Origin of the sequence: Rugamonas aquatica (assembly GCF_009380215.1) — a bacterium.
Classification (GTDB): domain Bacteria; phylum Pseudomonadota; class Gammaproteobacteria; order Burkholderiales; family Burkholderiaceae_D; genus Rugamonas; species Rugamonas aquatica_B.
This window is the reverse complement of sequence record NZ_WHUG01000003.1, coordinates 211,359-228,574: the sequence shown is the minus strand read 5'-3', so window position 1 is coordinate 228,574 and position 17,216 is coordinate 211,359. Positions and strand designations below refer to the sequence as shown.

Genomic DNA, 17,216 nt, shown 5'->3' with positions numbered 1-17,216 from the left:
ACATATGTAAATGCGAATTATTATCAATAACATTTCGTTATGTGAAAAAACGACAGCGCCCCGGGCCTGGACCCGGGGCGCAGATGGTGACAAATGTAAAGATGGAGGGGGATTACAGCTGTTCGCGTTCCAGCCAGGCGCGGGCCTGGGCCAGCGTCAGTTCCAGCTCGGCGCAGACGGTCTGGTAGCGCTGCGCCAGTTCTTCGTCGCGCTGTTCGTTGATGGCGTTCTCGGCGTCCACGGTGGCCTGGATCAGGCGCTTGGCGCCCAGCACGCCGACCGCGCCGCGCAGGCTGTGGAACAGGCGGGCGGCGTCGCGCAGCCGGCCTTCCTGCAGCGCCGTGCCGGCTTCCTCGGCCGGCGTCATGCCGGTGTCGACGGCGCCGCGCACCATCTTGGCCATCACCGCGCGGCCCTTGGCGTCCTTGCCCATCACCCGCATCAGCGCGTCCATGTTGAAGATGCTGGCCTCGCCGGTGGGCATGGCCGCGACATGGGGCTTGACCAGCACCGGTTCCGGCATCGGCGCCGGCACCGGCGCGGCGGCGGCGGCCATGGCGGCCAGCAGATCGTCCTCGACGGCCGGCGCGGCCGCAGCCGGGACCGGGACCGGGGCAGGCAGATGGCGCAGCAGCACTTCCAGCATTTCCTCGACTTCGATCGGCTTGGGAATGAAATCGGTGATGCCGGCCTCCTGGCTGCGGTGGCGCTCGGAACCGAGCACGCCCGCCGTCATGGCGATGATGGGCAGGGTCAGGCACAGTTGCTGGCGCAGGATGCGGGTGGCGGTGAAGCCATCCATCACCGGCATCTGCATGTCCATCAGCACCAGGTCGTAGCGGCTGGCGCTGGCGCGCAGCAGCTCGACCGCCTGGCGGCCGTCGCCGACCACGTCCAGCGTCGCGCCCGCGTGTTCGAGGATGCCGCGCGCCACCACCTGGTTCAGCGCATTGTCTTCCACCAGCAGGAAATGGCGGCCGGTCAGGCTGCCGGCGATGCCGGCGTCGACCGCCGTCTGCGGCTGGCCGTCGCTCTTGGCCACCAGCGCCTGGTGCAGCGCGTCGAACAGGTTGGAACTGGTGATCGGCTTGACCAGCACCACGTCGGCCTCCGGCGCGTTGGAGATTTCCTCCACATGGTCGCGGGCGAAGGCGTTGACCATCACCACGATGGGCTGCTTGCCGCCCCCGGCCGCCTCGCGGATGCCTTTGGCCGTGGCCAGGCCGTCCATGCCGGGCATGTGCCAGTCGGCCAGCACCACGTCGTAGGTCTGCTGCGACTGCTGGCTCTGGCGGTAGCGGTGCAGCGCGGCCGCGCCGGAGTCGACCTCGTCCGCATGCCAGCCCCAGGCCCGTATCAGCTTGGCGATCACTTCGCGGCTGGTGCGGTTGTCGTCGGCCACCAGCAGGCGCAGATTGCCCAGCGCCGGCTTGCGGCGCTCGTCCGGCAGTTCCGGCAGCACGTCGAACGGCAGGCTGAACCAGAAGGCCGTGCCGCGCCCCTGGGCGCTGCTGACGGCGATCTGCCCGCCCATCAGCTCGATCAGGCGCTTGGTGATGGCCAGCCCCAGGCCGGTGCCGCCGAAGCGCCGCGTGATGCTCTGGTCGCCCTGCGAGAAGGCCTGGAACAGTTGCGCCAGCTGGGTCTCGGTCATGCCCATGCCGGTGTCGCGCACTTCGAAGCGCAGCAGCGCGTGGCCCTCGTCGCGCGCGCTGAGCTCGACGCTGACGACCACCTCGCCCTGCTCGGTGAACTTGATGGCGTTGCCGGCCAGGTTGACCAGGATTTGCTGCAAGCGCATGGAATCGCCGCGCAGGTGGCGCGGCACGGCCGGGTCGACGCTGATCGCCAGCTCCAGTTCCTTGTCGCTGGCGTTCATGGTCATCAAGGTGGCCAGCGAGTTCATGGTGTCGTCCAGCGTGAAGTCCACCGGCGACAGTTCCATGTGGCGCGCCTCGATCTTGGAGAAGTCCAGCACGTCGTTGAGGATGCCCAGCAGCGACTGGCCCGACACCCGCACCATGCTCAGGTATTTGCGCTGCTGCGGCGTCAGCGGCGTGTTGCCGAGCAGGTAGACCATGCCCAGCACGGCGTTCATCGGTGTGCGGATTTCATGGCTCATATTGGCCACGAACTCGCTCTTGGCGCGGTTGGCCGCCTCGGCGCGGTCGCGTTCGCGCTCCAGCTCCTCGGCGCGCGCCTCCACCTCCAGCCGCAGCCGGTGGCGTTCGGTGATGTCGGAAATCACCGCCAGCACTTTCGTGCCCTGGTCGGTGCGCACCGCGCTCAGGTTGATCTCGACCGGGAACTCGCTGCCGTCCTGGCGCAAGCCGTACAGCACCGAACCGTCGCCCATGCGCACCGGCTCGGCGCTGAGGCGCTCGGCGAAGAACTTGACGCGGTGGGCGGCGTGCTGGCCGCGCAGGCGTTCCGGCACCAGCATTTCCAGCGGCTGGCCCAGCACGGCGTCGCGCGCGTAGCCGAAATAGCGCTCGCCCTCGCGGTTGAAGGTTTCGATGCGGCCGTCGACGCCGACCACGACGATGGCGTTCGGCGCGAACTCGACCAGGCTTTGCAGGCGGGCGTCGGCCGCCAGCCGTTCGTGCATCAGCTCGTTGAAGGCGGTGGTCAGCTGGCCGACCTCGTCCTGCGCATGGGTGGGCAGCGGCGTGAAGCGGCCGGGGTCGCTGCGCAGGGCGACGATGGCGTCGCGCAGCCGTATCAGCGGCGCCAGCAGGCGCAGCGTCAGCCAGCCGATCAGCGCGGCGGCCGCCAGCGAGGCCAGGCCGCCCCACAGCAGCAGCCGGTACAGCACGCCGTTGAAGGGTTCGAACGCTTCCTCGGCCGGCAGCGAGGCGGCCAGCACCCAGTCCACCGACTTCAGCGCCTTGTAGCTGTTGAGGGTGCGCTTGCCGGCGCTGTTGACGCTGTCGACCGTGCCTTCGAAGTCCTGCTCCAGCGCCCTGGTGGTGGCGGGGTTGGCGTTGGGCTGGCGCGGCTTGAGCAGGCGGCTCGCCTCGGGATGCAGCACGTACACCGGCTGCGGGCCGCGGGTCAGCGCGAAATAATAGCCGGTGCGGCCGACCTTGGCGTTGCGCAGGTGGCCCAGCAGATTGTCCTTGTACAGCCGCAGCACGCCGACCAGCAGGCACACCACGTCGCCGTTGGCGTTGAGCACCGGCGCCACCATCTGCACGATGGGCTGCTTGCCGGCGCGGCCGATCAGCGGCTCGGTAATCAGCGGCTTGCGGGTACGCATCACGGTCTTGAAGTAGTTGCGGTCGGAGGCGTCGATGCCGGCGCGGCCCGGCACTTCCGGCAGGTCGGCGATCACCATGCCCTCGGGACTGATGACCAGCAGGTCGTCGAACAGCGCCAGCACGGCGCGGTCCTGGTAGTAGGTGCGCAGCTGGTCGGGATGGCGGGCCATGGCGGCCGGCGTGTTGCGGGCCGACACGGCGATGATATCGAGCAGCATCAGCAGCTTGTCGTCCAGCTCTTCCGCCGTACGGTTGACCAGCCCCGTCTGCTGCGTGAACAGCACCCGGGTGAAGTCGTCCTGCATGCGATGGGTTTGCACCACCGTCACCAGGGCGATCATCAAGACCGAGGTGATACTGGTTGCCAGCGCAACTTTTGCCTTGATGCCAAGTGACTTCATTTCATCCTTAGTAGGCGAGGCCGGGCGAGATTGGAAAAAATATGAAAATGCTAGCAAATTCTCCTATCAAACCCCGGCCTTGGCAACAGGATTAACGCTGGGCGGCGGCGATGATGACTTCAGCGACCTTGGCCGGCTGCGAAACCATGGGCACGTGGCTGGTTTTCAGCGTGACGGTGGTGGCGTTGAGCTTTTTGGCGAAGGCCTGCTGCAGCGCCGGCGCGATCATGCGGTCGTTGGCGGCGGCGATGTAGTAGTTGGGCTTGGTTTTCCACGCGGCCACGGTGGTGACGTCGCCAAAGGCCTTGGCGTTGATCGGACCCTGGGTGGCGGCGATCAGCGCGGCGGTGGCCGGCGGCACGTCCGGTGCGAAGTTCTTGGCGACGGAATCGGTTGGCAGCCACAGGTAGCCGGCGGCGTCGGCCTGCAAGGTGGCGATGCCGGGCGGCACGGCGTAGTCCTTGCCCAGGTTGGCGGTGGCCTCGCCTTCGGACGGCGCGAACGCGGCCACATAGACCAGGGCCTTGATTTTGTCGCTGGTGCCGGCCTGGGTGATGACGGTGCCGCCCCACGAGTGGCCGACCAGCACGACCTTGCCGGTTTGCGCATCGACCACGCGCTGGGTGGCGGCGACGTCGTCGGCCAGCGAGCTCAGCGGGTTTTGCACGGCCACCACTTTCAAGCCTTTCGCTTGCAGCAGCGGAATGATCTTGTCCCAGCTGGAACCATCGGCGAACGCGCCGTGAACCAGGACGACGGTGGTGTCGGTGGCCGGGGCGGCGGCCTGGGCGGCGAATGCGGAAGCCAGCAGTGCGGTAGCGATCAGGGTGCGTTTCATGATGTTTCCTTTCAGTTGGTTAGTTGACGATCAAATAGTGTGCTACTTGATGTGTTGAACTATAGCTCGCAATTTAATCGCATGCAAGATAAAAATTCTAAATATTTTGTGATACTTCAAGTTGCAATGGCGGCTGCCCGCCGCCGCGCATGGTCACTTGCATCGCGCTAGCCGGAGGCCCGGGAATACTTGATCGCCTGACTGCGGCATCAGCCACAAATGACGACAAATGGTCTACACTGGCTGCATGATACGAGAACTTCCCGAGCTGGTTCTGCCCAGCGCCACGATTGAGATCCTCAAGGCCAGTTGTGCCACCTGCAGCATGCACCAGCTGTGTTTGCCGATGGGATTGGACAACAACGACATGGAGCGGCTCGACCAGATCATCGGCCGCCGGCGCAAGGTGGCGCGCGGCGCCACGCTGTTCCGCATCGGCGATCCGTTCCAGAGCCTGTTTGCGATACGGCTGGGCCACTTCAAGACTTACCAGGTCAACCGCGAGGGCGCCGAGCAGATCACCGGCTTCCAGATGGCTGGCGAGCTGCTGGGCATGGACGCCATCAGCGCCGACCTGCACCATTGTACCGCCGTGGCGCTGGAAGACAGCGAAGTGTGCGAGATTCCTTTCGGCAGCCTGCAACAGCTGCTGGCCGATATGCCGACGCTGCTGCGCCATTTCCACCGCATGATGAGCCAGGAAATCACGCGCGAGCAAAGCGTGATGCTGTTGTTGGGGAATATGCAGGCGACCCAGCGTTTTGCCGCCTTCCTGGTCAACCTGTCGTCGCGCTACGAGGCGCGCGGCTATTCGCCGAACACCTTCCAGCTGCGCATGTCGCGCGAGGAAATCGGCAACTACCTGGGGTTGACGATCGAGAGCATCAGCCGCCTGCTGTCGAAGTTCAAGAAGGAAAGCCTGCTGCGCGTGAGTAACCGCGAGATCGAATTGCTCGACCTGCCGACGCTGAAAGCCATCACCGCCGGCATGCAGACCTGCGCCTGATTAGTCGCCGGCCTGCAGCGTCACCTGGCGCTGCGCCGGCCAGGTCCACGCGCCGGCCAGCCGCCAGTCGCGCTTCTCACCCTCCACCAGCACCACCCAGCGGCTGCGCTCCAGCATCGGCAGATTGATCTGGAACGCGCCGAACTCGTCCGGCTGCACCACCAGCTGAATATCCTTTTCCGGCAGCGTCGCGTGCGACAGGTGGACGAACAGCCGTTCGCTCTTGCCCTGGTCGCTGCTGGCGCGCCGCAGCTGGCCGTTCAGCGTGCCCGTCGTGGCGTCGTAGCCCAGCGCCATTGACAGGCCCAGCGTCGAGGCCAGGCGGTCGCGCCGCAAGTCCTGGTTGATGGCCTTGCCCTGCTTGTAGTAGTCGCCCACCACCAGCGCGTCCTGCTGCGAGTAAGCCAGATAGCCGGTGTAGCTGCCGGCCACCACCACCACGGCCGGACCCAGCATCAACAGCCACGGCCAGCGCTGCTTCCACCACGGCGCCGCTGGCGCCTGCGCCATCATCAATACGCTCATCTTGCTCTCCTTAGCGCGGCACGAAGAATACCGCGTGTTCTTTCACATGCAGCGACGGCTGGTCGACTGCGGTCAGTTCGATTTCGATCTTGTTCGAGCCCGGCTGGCCGGCGCCGTGCGCAGTGCGCAGGCGGATCGGATAAGCCTTGGTCTCGGTGCCTTCCACCCGCACCAGATCCGGCGTCACCTGCGACAGCGTGGCCAGGCCGCCGACGCGGATGCGGTAGGTGTGCGCCTGCTCGGAGGTGTTCATGATCTGCAGGCGGTAGACGTTTTCGATCATGCCCTCTTCCACCTCGCGCCCCATGGCGCCACGGTCGCGTATCACGTCCAGCTTGAGCGGCGTGCGCAGCCATAGCGCGACGCCGACCGCGGCCACGATCAGCGCCAGGATGCCGGCGTAGATCTTCACTCGCGGCCGCAGCGTGCGCTGGCGGATCTCGGTGGGCGTGTAGTGCATCATCAGCGCGCGCTCGGTGCTGTAGCGGATCAGGCCGCGCGGCTGGCCGATCTTGTCCATCACGCCGTTGCAGGCGTCGACGCAGGCGGCGCAGCCTATGCATTCGTACTGCAAGCCCTTGCGGATGTCGATGCCGGTCGGGCATACCTGCACGCACAGGCTGCAATCGATGCACGAACCGCCGTTGACCTCATCGCGCTTGTTGAGCGGCGCGCGCGGCTCGCCGCGTTCGCCGTCATAGGTGATGATGAGCGTGTCGCGGTCGAACATCGAACTCTGGAAGCGGGCGTACGGGCACATGTACTTGCACACCTGCTCGCGCAGCCAGCCGGCGTTGCCGTAGGTGGCCAGGCTGTAGAACAGCACCCAGAACCATTCCCACGGGCCGAAGCTCAACGTCAACACCTCGTTGCCCAGCAGCTTGATCGGCGTGAAGTAGCCGACGAAGGTAAAGCCGGTCCACAGCGCCACCGCGCCCCAGGCCAGGTGCTTGGCGCTTTTCTTGCCGAACTTGGCCGGCGACATCGGCCGCCGGTCCAGCGCCATGCGGGCGCTGCGCTTGCCTTCGATCTGGCGTTCTATCCACAGGAAGATTTCGGTATAAACCGTTTGCGGACAGGCGAAGCCGCACCACACCCGCCCCGCCACCGCGGTGGCGAGGAACAGCAGGTAGGCGCAGATGATCAGCAGCGCGGCCAGATAGATGAAGTCCTGCGGCCACAAGACCAGGCCGAAGATGTAGAACTTGCGCGCCGCCAGATCGAACAGCAGGGCCTGGCGGCCGTTCCACTGCATCCACGGCGTGCAGTAGAACGCCAGCTGCGTCAGCCACAGGCACAGCCAGCGCAGGCGGGCATAGCGGCCCGAGGTTTCGCGCGGATAGATTTCCTCGCGCGCCGCATACATCTTGATGACTTGTGGTGCAGGATCGTTCATTTTTCTGCCGTGGCGGTTTCTGTCGCCGCCGCGACCGGTGAGGGTTCAACATGGTTGACGTCGTTCGACAAGCTCCACACATAGGCGGCCAGCACGTGCACCTTGGCGTCGCCGAGGAAGTCGGCGAACGCCGGCATGGTGGTGGTACGGCCCTTGCGGATGGTCTCCATGATGGTCTCAGCGCTGCCGCCGAACAGCCAGATCTTGTCGGTCAGGTTGGGCGCGCCGATGGCCTGGTTGCCGGTGCCGCCCGCGCTATGGCAAGCCATGCAGGCACCGAACTTGTCCTTGCCGAACACCGCCTTGATCGGGTCGGCGGTCGAGCCGGACAGGCTCAGCACGTAGTGGGCGACGTTTTCCACATCCTTGTCCGAGCCCAGCGCCGCGCCCATAGGCGGCATCACGCCGGTGCGGCCGTGCAGGATGGTTTCCTTGATGGTCTCGGGGGCGCCGCCGAACAGCCAGTCCTTGTCGGTCAGGTTGGGGAAGCCCTTGTTGCCGCGCGCATCGGAGCCGTGGCACTGCGCGCAGTAGGTCAGGAACAGGCGTTCGCCGATGGCGTGGGCCTTGGGATCGGCCGCCACCTTCTTCAAATCCTGCTTCTGGTATTGCGCGAACAGCGGGCCGTACTCGCCCTCGGCCTGCTTCAGCTCGGCCTGGTACTGGCCCGAGGATTTCCAGCCCAGCTTGCCGGCATAGCTGCCCAGGCCGGGATACAGCACCAGGTAGCCCAGGCTGAAGACGATGGTGATGTAGAACAGCCACATCCACCAGCGCGGCATCGGCGTGTTCAGCTCGCTCAAGTCTTCGTCCCACACGTGGCCGGTGGTTTCGCCGGCCTTGCCCTTGATCTTCGATTGCGAGAACAGCAGCACGCCGCAACCGATGATGCCGAGCAGGGTCAGCACGACGATGTACATGTCCCAGAAACCGTTGGTGAAATCAGCCATGGCTGTGCTCCTTCTCGTCGTCGTCGAACGGCAGCTGCGCCGCTGCGGCGAAGTCGGCTTCCTTGTTGTGGATGAAGGCCCACCACAGGATGCCGGCGAATGTGATGAAGGAAATCACCGTCATCACGCTGCTGGCGCGATCAAACAGGGTATCGATAGCCATGCTAGTTCCTCGTCTTGATTAATGTGCCCAGGCCTTGCAGGTAGGCGACCAGGGCGTCTTCTTCGGTCTTGTCTTTGAGCTCCTCCGGCGCGGCGGCGATCTCGGCGTCGGTGTAGGGATCGCCCAGGCGCTTGAGCGCCTTCATCTTCGGCACGATCGATTCCGGCACCAGCGAGGTCTTCGCCAGCCATGGGTAGTTCGGCATATTCGATTCCGGCACCACGTCGCGCGGATTGGCCAGGTGGGTGCGGTGCCATTCATCGCTGTAGCGGCCGCCCACGCGCGCCAGGTCGGGCCCGGTGCGCTTGGAACCCCACTGGAACGGCCGGTCGTAGACGAACTCGCCGGCGACCGAGTAGTGGCCGTAGCGTTCGGTCTCGGCGCGGAACGGACGCACCATCTGCGAGTGGCAGTTGTAGCAGCCTTCGCGCACATAGATGTCGCGGCCGGCGAGGCGCAGCGGCGAGTAAGGCTTCAGGCCCGCCACCGGCTCGGTGGTGGACTTCTGGAAGAACAGCGGCACGATCTCGACGGCGCCGCCGACGCTGACCACCAGCGTCACCAGCGCGATCAGCAGCCAGGGATTTCTCTCGATCCAGTCATGTGAAAATTTCATACTCAGCTCCGATATCAGGCGTGGCCGGCGGTCAGCGCGGGGATGCGCGCCACGGCGGTCTCGCGGTTACGCAAGGTCATCCAGGTGTTGTAGCCCATCACGCACATGCCGCTCAGGTACAGCAGGCCGCCGGCGAAGCGCACCACGTAGTACGGGTAGGTGGCTTTGACGCCTTCGACAAAGGTGTAGGTCAGCGTGCCGTCCGGATTGACTGCGCGCCACATCAGGCCTTGCATCACGCCGGCAATCCACATCGCGGCGATGTACAGCACGATGCCGATGGTGGCGACCCAGAAGTGCAGGTCGATCAGCTTGGTGCTGTACATTTTCTGCTGGCCGGCCAGGCGCGGCAGCAGGTAGTAGATCGAGCCCATGGTGATGAAGCCCACCCAGCCCAGCGCGCCGCCGTGGACGTGGGCGATGCCCCAGTCGGTGTAGTGCGACAGTGCGTTGACGGTCTTGATCGACATCATCGGGCCTTCGAAGGTGGCCATGCCGTAGAACGACAGCGAGACGATCATGAACTTCAGGATAGGGTCGGTGCGCAGCTTGTGCCAGGCGCCCGACAGCGTCATGATGCCGTTAATCATGCCGCCCCAGCTTGGCGCCAGCAGGATCAGCGAGAACACCATGCCGATCGATTGCGTCCAGTCCGGCAGCGCGGTGTAGTGCAGGTGGTGCGGGCCCGCCCACATGTAGGTGAAGATCAGCGCCCAGAAGTGCACGATCGACAGGCGATACGAGTACACCGGACGTTCGGCCTGTTTCGGGATGAAGTAGTAGACCATGCCCAGGTAGCCGGCGGTCAGGATGAAGCCCACCGCGTTATGGCCGTACCACCACTGGATCATGGCGTCCTGCACGCCGGAGTAGGCGGAGTAGGATTTGAACAAGGTTGCCGGCATGCTGGCGCCGTTGACCACGTGCAGGATCGTCACGGCGATGATGTAGCCGGCGAAGAACCAGTTGGCGACGTAGACGTGCTTGACCTTACGCGTCAGCAGCGTGCCGAAGAACACCACCGCGTAGGCGATCCACACCACGGCGATCAGCAGCGTGATCGGCCATTCCAGCTCGGCGTATTCCTTGCCGCGGGTCAGGCCCATCGGCAGCGTGACGACGGCGCTGAGGATCACCGCTTGCCAGCCCCAGAAGGTGAAGGCGGCCAGCTTGTCCGAGAACAGCCGCACCTGGCAGGTGCGCTGCACGACGTAATAGGACGTCGCGAAAAGTCCGCAGATACCGAACGCGAAAATCACCGCGTTGGTGTGCAGGGGCCGCAGGCGGCCGTAGGTCAACCATGGTATGTCCAGGTTCAACGCCGGCCATGCCAGCTGGGCGGCGATAATGACGCCTACCAGCATGCCGATGATGCCCCAGACCACGGTGGCGATTGCGAATTGCTTCACAATCTTGTAGTTGTAGTTCTGTGCAAGGTCCACTTGAAGTTCTCCCAAGAACGCTTTAATGATGTGTATCAAAGGTTACTTTTGTGGGAGTGAAAAAACCTTGATGTGGATCAAAATTTCCCAGATCAAACTATTCTAGTGGCGGCGGTGGCCTATCGTCGTCTTGCAGCACGCGCAGCGCCGGGCCGACCAGGTCGTCGAACTGGCCGCTGTCGGAGGCGCTGAAGAACACCCACAGCGCGGCAAACACCAGCACCACGCTGAGCGGAATGAGCAGGTAGAGCGCTTCCATCATTTCCCCCTTCTGAGGCGCAGCGCGTTGGCCACCACCACGGCGGAACTGAGCGCCATGCCCACGCCGGACAGCCATGGATTGAGCAAGCCCATCGCCGCCGCCGGGATCGCCAGCGCGTTGTAGACACTGGCCCAGCCCAGGTTCTGGCGGATCACGCCCATGGTGCGCGCCGCCATGCGGGCGCTGTCGGCGACGGCGCCGAGGCGGCCGCACAGCAGCACCGCGTCGGCATGGGCTTGCGCCAGTGCTGCGCCGGCCCCCATCGCGAAGGAGACGTCGGCCGCGCTCAGCACGGCGGCGTCGTTGATGCCATCGCCGACCATCGCCACCACGGCGCCGGTCTGCTGCAGGCGCTTGACGAAGGCCAGTTTCTCATCGGGCAGGTAGCCGCCGACGGTGGTGCTGATGCCGAGCTGGTCGCCAACCTGGCGCGCCAGGTCGGCGTTGTCGCCGCTGAGCAGCACCACGGTCTTGCCGGCCTTGCGGAAGTAGTCGACCGTGGCTTGCGCATCGGGCCGCAAGCCGTCGCGCAGGTGGAAGCAGGCCAGCCAGCGGCCGGCTACGCCGAGGTAGACCGGCGTGACGCCGTCGCCCGCATCGTGCGGCGGCGCCGAGCCGCTCAATTCGGCGACAAAGCCGGCGCTGCCCAGGCGGTACAGGCGGTTGTGCAGCACGCCTTCGATGCCGCGCCCGGCGATTTCATCGACCGCCGTCGCTTGCCAGTCGGCGCGTGTGCCGCCCTGCGCCGCGGCGGCGGCGTCGACGATGGCGCGCGCCAGCGGGTGGCCGCTGCCGGCATCCAGCGCGGCCGCCACTTGCAGGCAAAAGTCGGCCTGCATCAGGCCCAGTTGCACGGTTTGCTGCAAGGCCGGACGGCCGAAGGTCAGCGTGCCGGTCTTGTCGAATACCACGTGGGTGGCGCGGTGCAGCGTCTCCAGCGTTTGCGGGCCGGTGATTAACACGCCTTGCCGCAGCAGGCGGTCGGAGGCGGCGGCCAGCGCGGTCGGCGTCGCCAGCGACAGCGCGCACGGACAGGACACCACCAGCACCGCGATGGCGATCGGCCAGGCGCGGGTGGCGCTGTCGCCGTCCATCCAGTACCAGAACACGAAGGTGGCCAGCGCGAACAGCAGCAGCGCCAGCACGAACCAGCCGGCCACGTCGTCGGCCCACTGGGCGATGCGCGGCTTGTCGCGGCCGGCGCGGTCGACCAGCTTGACCAGCTTGGACAAGGTGCTGTCCTGGGCGATGCGGGTCACGCGCGCCAGCACCACCGAGCCGGCGTTGATGGCGCCGCCCGGCAGCGCGTCGCCGCAGTCCTTGGCCACGGGCGCGCTTTCGCCGCTGAGCAGCGACAGGTCGAGCTGCGTGCGGCCGTCGACGATGACGCAGTCGGCCGCCACCGCTTCGCCGGGCTTGACCATGATGACCTGGCCCACCGCCAGCGCGGCGGCCGGCACCAGGGTGGCGGCGTGGCTGGCCGGATAATCGTCGAGCAGCGTGGCCGATGCCGGCAGCGCGTGCTGCAAGCGCTCCAGCGCGGCGCCGGCCTTGCGGCGCGCGCGCAGCTCCAGGTGGCGGCTGCACAGCAGCAGGAAGATGAACATCGTCACCGAATCGAAATACACTTCGCCGTGGCCGCGCACCGTGGCCAGCACGCTGGCGCCGAAAGCGGCCGCGATGCCCAGCGCCACCGGCACGTCCATGCCCAGCGTGTAGGCGCGCAGACTGGCCCAGGCGCCGCGCCAGAACGGCAACGCCGAATAGCAGATGGCCGGCGCCGTCAGCAGCAGGCTGGCCCAGCGCATCAGCGCGGCCATGCTGTCGTCCAGCGTGCCGTCGTCCGCCAGGTAGGCCGGGGCGACGTACATCATCACCTGCATCATCGACAGGCCGGCGACGAACAACTGGCGGCCCAGGGTCTTGGCGGCCTGGCGCTGCTGCTCGCCGTGGCGCTGGGCGTCGTAGGGATAGGCGGCGTAGCCGATCGCGTGCAGCGCGGCCAGGATGTCGCCGGGCTGGCAATCGTCCGAGCGCCAGCGCACGTACAGGCGTTCGGTGGCGACGTTGAGTTGCGCGCTCTGCACGCCGGGCAGCTTGGCCAGGCGCTGTTCGATCAGCCACACGCAGGCGGCGCAGCGTATGCCTTCGACCGCCAGCGTGGTTTCGCGGCTGTCTTCATCGAGGGCGAAGCGCGGGTCGGCGTTGTCGTACAGGCGCAGTTCCGGCGGCAGCATTTGCGCGCCCTCGGCGCTGGCGGCGAAGGCCGAGCGCTCGTGGTAGTACGAGGCCTGGCCCAGGTCGACGATGGTCTGCGCCACCGCCGCGCAGCCGGGGCAGCACATGGCGTGGTCGACGCCGTCGATGCGCACCTGCCATTCGGGCTTGGCGACGGCCGGCAGCGGCTGGCCGCAGTGGAAGCAAACGTGCACTTGCGCGCCCGGCGCCGTGTGGCGGTTTATTGATGTGGTGTCAGGCATAAGGTGTCCATCCAGTCTGGCGCGATGCCGCCGGCCGCGCGCGCCAGTCCCAGCACGCCGAAGGCCAGCACCAGCAGGCCGCAGGCGATGCGCACGCGGCGCTGCTGCAGCGCGCGTTGCAGGCGGGCGCCGGCCAGGCCCAGCGCGGTCAGCATGGGCAGCGTGCCCAGGCCGAAGGCCAGCATGACGGCGGCGCCGTCGCCGGCCGATCCGCTCAGCATCGCGGTCAGCAGCACGCTGTAGACCATGCCGCATGGCAGCCAGCCCCACAGCGCGCCAAGCGCGAAGGCCTGGTGCGGGCGCTGTGCCGGCATCAGGGTTTTCATCATCGGCGCGATGGCCGGCTGCGCGCGCTGCCACAGCACGCGGCCGCCCTGCTCCAGCAGCGCCAGGCCGCGCCAGGCGTTCATCAGGTACAGGCCCAGCGCCACCAGCATCAGGTTGGCCATCCAGTAGAACAGCAGCTGCACGCCGGCCAGCGCCGACAGGCTTTGCGCGCCGCCGGCCAGGCCGCCCGCCAGCGCGCCGGCCACCATGTAGCTGGCGATGCGGCCGGCGTTGTACGACAGCACGCGCGGCAAGGCGGTGGGGACGGCTGCGGCGGCGATCGGTATCACGCTACGGATCGGCGCTGGCGCCGCCGTGCCGACCGACAGCGCGCCGACGATGCCGCCGCACATGCCGATGCAGTGCACGCTGCCGGCCAGTCCGACCACCATCACCGGCAGTAGCTGAAGCAGGTTCATGATGCGTTCATATCGTTTTCGAGTAGCGCAGCGGCTGCGGGCCGTCGACGCGCGGCATGCTCAGGTAGCGGTCGAACACCATGCAGATATTGCGTATCAGCAGACGGCCTTTCGGCGTCACGCTGATCCATTGCGGATCGATCTGCAGCAGGCCGTCGTCCTCGAAGGCCTTGAGCTTTTCCAGCTCGGCCGCGAAGTACAGCGGGAAGCGGATCGGATACGCCTGTTCGATCGACGAGATCGACAATTCGAAATTGCACATCAGTTTTTGAATCACGATGCGCCGCAGCAGGTCGTCGGTATCGAGCTTGATGCCGCGCGTGACCGGCAGCTTGCCGTCGTCGAGTTTTTCGTAATAGGCTTCCAGCGTTTTCTCGTTCTGGCTGTAGGTGGCGCCGACCGCGCTGATGGCCGACACGCCGCACGAAATCAAGTCCGCCTCGGCGCGCGTCGAATAGCCCTGGAAGTTGCGCTGCAAGCGGCCCTGGCGCTGCGCCACCGCCAGCTCGTCGTCCGGCTTGGCGAAATGGTCCATGCCGATGTAGACATAGCCGGCCGCGCACAGGCGGCGTATGCACAGCGCCAGCAGGTCGAGCTTGACGGCGGCCGTCGGCAGGTCGGCGTCGGCGATGCGGCGCTGCGGTTTGAACAGGTGAGGCAGATGGGCGTAGTTGTACAGCGCGATGCGGTCGGGATCGGCGTCTATCACCTTGTCCAGCGTCTGCTCCATGCTGGCCATGGTTTGCTTGGGCAGACCGTAGATCAAGTCGATGCTGATCGAGCGGAAGCCGGCGGCGCGCGCGGCGTCCATCACGGCGCGGGTTTCCGCTTCCGGCTGGATGCGGTTGACGGCCTTTTGCACCTCGGGATCGAAGTCCTGCACGCCCAGGCTGATGCGGTTGAAGCCTTGCGCGCGCAGCGAGTACACGCGGTCGACGCTGACGGTGCGCGGATCGATCTCGATCGAATATTCGCCCTGCGCGTCCGGCACGAAGCTGAAGTTCTCGTGCAGGTGCGCCATCAGGTCGCCCATCTGGCGGTCGCTCAGGTAGGTCGGCGTGCCGCCGCCGAAGTGCAGCTGTTCGATCTGGCCCATGCCGGCGAACAGGCGGCCCTGCATGTCGATCTCCTGCTTCAGGTAGCCGAGGTAGGTGGCGGCCTTGCTGTGGTCCTTGGTGACGATCTTGTTGCAGCCGCAGTAGTAGCAGATGGTGTCGCAGAACGGAATGTGCACGTACAGCGACAAGGGCCGCTGGCTGCGGCGCATGCGCAGGCCGGCCACCGCCTCCAGGAACTGGCCATAGCCGAAGTCCTGCTGGAAGCGGTCGGCGGTCGGATAGGACGTGTAGCGCGGGCCGGACTGGCTCAGTTTTCCGATGATCTCGGCGTCGAATTCCACGGCGGGGAAAGCGGTATTCATGTTCATGCTGCCAGACGTTTCATGGGGGCGGCGCTACGCAGTGGGCGCGGCTTGCGCGCGCCGGCGCCGGGGTTGGTGCTGCCGAACTTGAACAGGCTGACCGCCTGCGTCAGGCCGCCCGCTTCCAGCGCCAGGCTGGCGGTGGCGGCGGCCGCTTCCTCGACCAGCGCGGCGTTCTGCTGCGTGACCTGGTCCATGTGGGCGATGGCGGCGTTGACCTGGTCGACGCCGATGCTCTGCTCGTGCGAGGCGACCGAGATTTCGTGCATGATGGCCGTGACCTGCTGCACCGAGGCCACCACTTCCTTCATCGTGGCGCCGGCGCGGTCGACCTGCACCATGCCGGCGCTGACCTTGCCGACCGAGACATCGATCAGGTTCTTGATGTCCTTGGCGGCGGTGGCGCTGCGCTGGGCCAGGTTGCGCACCTCGCCCGCCACCACGGCGAAGCCGCGGCCCTGTTCGCCGGCACGCGCCGCTTCGACGGCGGCGTTCAGCGCCAGGATGTTAGTCTGGAAGGCGATGCCTTCGATCAGGCCGATGATGTCGACGATCTTGCGCGACGAGGCGTTGATCTCGTCCATGGTGGCGATGACGTCGGCGACGATCTCGCCGCCCTGCACCGCGACGCTGGAAGCGTTCTGCGCCAACTGGTTGGCTTGCGCCGAGTTGTCGGCGTTCTGCTTGACGGTGGACGAGAACTGTTCGACGCTGGATGCGGTTTCCTCCAGGCTTGCGGCCTGCGCCTCGGTGCGGCCGGACAGGTCGGCGTTGCCGGCGGCGATCTGGCGCGTGGCCACGGCCATGGTCTCGACATTGATGCGAACATCGCGGATGGTGGCGATCAGGTTGCTGTTCATTTGCTGCAGCGCGCGCAGCAGCTGGCCTACTTCATCGGTGGCCTCGGTGTCGAAGGAGCCGGACAGGTCGCCGGCGGCGATGGCGCGCGCGCCTTGCAATGCGCGGCCCAGCGGCTGCAGCACCGACACCCGCAGCGTGTACCACAGGAAGACGTTAATCAGCAGGCCGAAGAAGGTGGCGAAGAAGATCGGGTAGTTGTTGGCGCCGCCGCTCATCAGCGCGGCGGCGCAGACGATCACCTGCAGCACGTTGACCACGCTGGTGGCCAGCCAGATGCGCATGGCCAGCGACACATGGCTCAGGCGCGACATCAGCGAACCGGCGCCGGCCTGGATCACCTGGCCGTTCTTGATGCGGATGCCATGGCGGCCGCCTTCGCGGATCGCGCGGTAGGCTTGTTCGGCCTTGGCGATCTGCTGGCGGTCGGCCTTGACCCGCACCGACATGTAGCCGGTGGTCTTGCCGTTGTCGCGGATCGGCGTGATGTTGGCGCGCACCCAGTAGTGGTCGCCGTTCTTGCAGCGGTTCTTGACGATGCCGGTCCACGGCGTGCCGCCCTTGATCGAGCTCCACAGGTCGGCAAAGGCTTCGACCGGCATGTCCGGATGGCGCACGATGTTTTGCGGTGCGCCCAGCAGTTCCGCCTCGCTGTAGCCGCTGATTTGCGTGAAGTAGGGATTTACGTAGACAATGTTGCCATTTAAGTCAGTCTTGGAAACGATGGCCTGGTCGTCCAGGACTTCGACTTCACGGTTGGTAACGGGCTGGTTGTTGCGCATTTCGGGACTCCACAGTTGGGCCGGCTTGGCCGTGTATTGCTCTATCGCAATTGATGTGTCCAGTTTACGGA

The 17,216-nt window shown here is 66.1% G+C and carries 14 protein-coding genes; 1 reads left to right on the top strand and 13 read right to left on the bottom strand.

Annotated elements, in window-relative coordinates; translation table 11 throughout:
• Positions 1-112: 112 nt before the first annotated feature.
• Together GEV02_RS09070 and GEV02_RS09065 are read right to left on the bottom strand one after the other, a co-directional pair.
• Positions 113-3,661: a response regulator gene (locus tag GEV02_RS09070; RefSeq protein WP_152837713.1), complete on the bottom strand. Its 3,549-nt coding sequence runs from the start codon at positions 3,659-3,661 to the stop codon at positions 113-115.
• A 91-nt stretch (positions 3,662-3,752) separates the two neighbouring features.
• The gene (locus GEV02_RS09065) at positions 3,753-4,499 is read right to left on the bottom strand and encodes an alpha/beta fold hydrolase (RefSeq protein WP_152837712.1); all 747 of its coding nucleotides are present in this window, start codon (positions 4,497-4,499) and stop codon (positions 3,753-3,755) included.
• 247 nt (positions 4,500-4,746) lie between these two features.
• On the opposite strand from GEV02_RS09065, the gene fnr reads away from it, so the two are divergent.
• Positions 4,747-5,505: a fumarate/nitrate reduction transcriptional regulator Fnr gene (gene fnr, locus GEV02_RS09060; RefSeq protein WP_152837711.1), complete on the top strand. Its 759-nt coding sequence runs from the start codon at positions 4,747-4,749 to the stop codon at positions 5,503-5,505.
• Here the strand turns inward: fnr and GEV02_RS09055 are convergent, their stop codons facing one another.
• From GEV02_RS09055 to GEV02_RS09005, 11 genes are all read right to left on the bottom strand, one after another.
• Positions 5,506-6,030, bottom strand: coding sequence for a FixH family protein (locus tag GEV02_RS09055; protein ID WP_152837710.1), 525 nt, complete (start codon positions 6,028-6,030; stop codon positions 5,506-5,508). It abuts the gene before it with no gap.
• 10 nt (positions 6,031-6,040) lie between these two features.
• Complete coding sequence (gene ccoG / locus GEV02_RS09050) at positions 6,041-7,426, bottom strand: cytochrome c oxidase accessory protein CcoG (RefSeq protein WP_152837709.1); 1,386 nt, start codon at positions 7,424-7,426, stop codon at positions 6,041-6,043.
• Positions 7,423-8,376 (bottom strand): cytochrome-c oxidase, cbb3-type subunit III, encoded by a 954-nt coding sequence (gene ccoP, locus GEV02_RS09045; protein WP_152837708.1) that lies wholly within the window; start codon positions 8,374-8,376, stop codon positions 7,423-7,425. Before ccoP ends, ccoG begins: the two co-directional genes overlap by 4 nt.
• Positions 8,369-8,539 (bottom strand): cbb3-type cytochrome oxidase subunit 3, encoded by a 171-nt coding sequence (locus GEV02_RS09040; protein ID WP_070268002.1) that lies wholly within the window; start codon positions 8,537-8,539, stop codon positions 8,369-8,371. The genes ccoP and GEV02_RS09040 overlap by 8 nt, the downstream gene beginning before the upstream one ends.
• 1 nt (position 8,540) lies before the next feature.
• The gene (gene ccoO / locus GEV02_RS09035; RefSeq protein ID WP_152837707.1) at positions 8,541-9,155 is read right to left on the bottom strand and encodes a cytochrome-c oxidase, cbb3-type subunit II; all 615 of its coding nucleotides are present in this window, start codon (positions 9,153-9,155) and stop codon (positions 8,541-8,543) included.
• Positions 9,156-9,169: 14 nt separating this feature from the next.
• A complete protein-coding gene (gene ccoN / locus GEV02_RS09030) occupies positions 9,170-10,597 on the bottom strand; it encodes a cytochrome-c oxidase, cbb3-type subunit I (protein WP_328595763.1) in 1,428 nt (475 codons plus the stop codon).
• Between the two features lie 97 nt (positions 10,598-10,694).
• The gene (ccoS, locus tag GEV02_RS09025) at positions 10,695-10,856 is read right to left on the bottom strand and encodes a cbb3-type cytochrome oxidase assembly protein CcoS (RefSeq protein ID WP_152838055.1); all 162 of its coding nucleotides are present in this window, start codon (positions 10,854-10,856) and stop codon (positions 10,695-10,697) included.
• Positions 10,856-13,339 (bottom strand): heavy metal translocating P-type ATPase, encoded by a 2,484-nt coding sequence (locus tag GEV02_RS09020; RefSeq protein ID WP_152837705.1) that lies wholly within the window; start codon positions 13,337-13,339, stop codon positions 10,856-10,858. Before GEV02_RS09020 ends, ccoS begins: the two co-directional genes overlap by 1 nt.
• Complete coding sequence (locus tag GEV02_RS09015; protein ID WP_152837704.1) at positions 13,318-14,085, bottom strand: sulfite exporter TauE/SafE family protein; 768 nt, start codon at positions 14,083-14,085, stop codon at positions 13,318-13,320. The genes GEV02_RS09020 and GEV02_RS09015 overlap by 22 nt, the downstream gene beginning before the upstream one ends.
• 7 nt (positions 14,086-14,092) lie before the next feature.
• Entirely contained in the window at positions 14,093-15,511 is a 1,419-nt protein-coding gene (hemN, locus tag GEV02_RS09010) for an oxygen-independent coproporphyrinogen III oxidase (protein ID WP_152837703.1), read from the bottom strand.
• Positions 15,508-17,145: a methyl-accepting chemotaxis protein gene (locus tag GEV02_RS09005; RefSeq protein WP_152837702.1), complete on the bottom strand. Its 1,638-nt coding sequence runs from the start codon at positions 17,143-17,145 to the stop codon at positions 15,508-15,510. Before GEV02_RS09005 ends, hemN begins: the two co-directional genes overlap by 4 nt.
• Positions 17,146-17,216 lie beyond the last annotated feature (71 nt).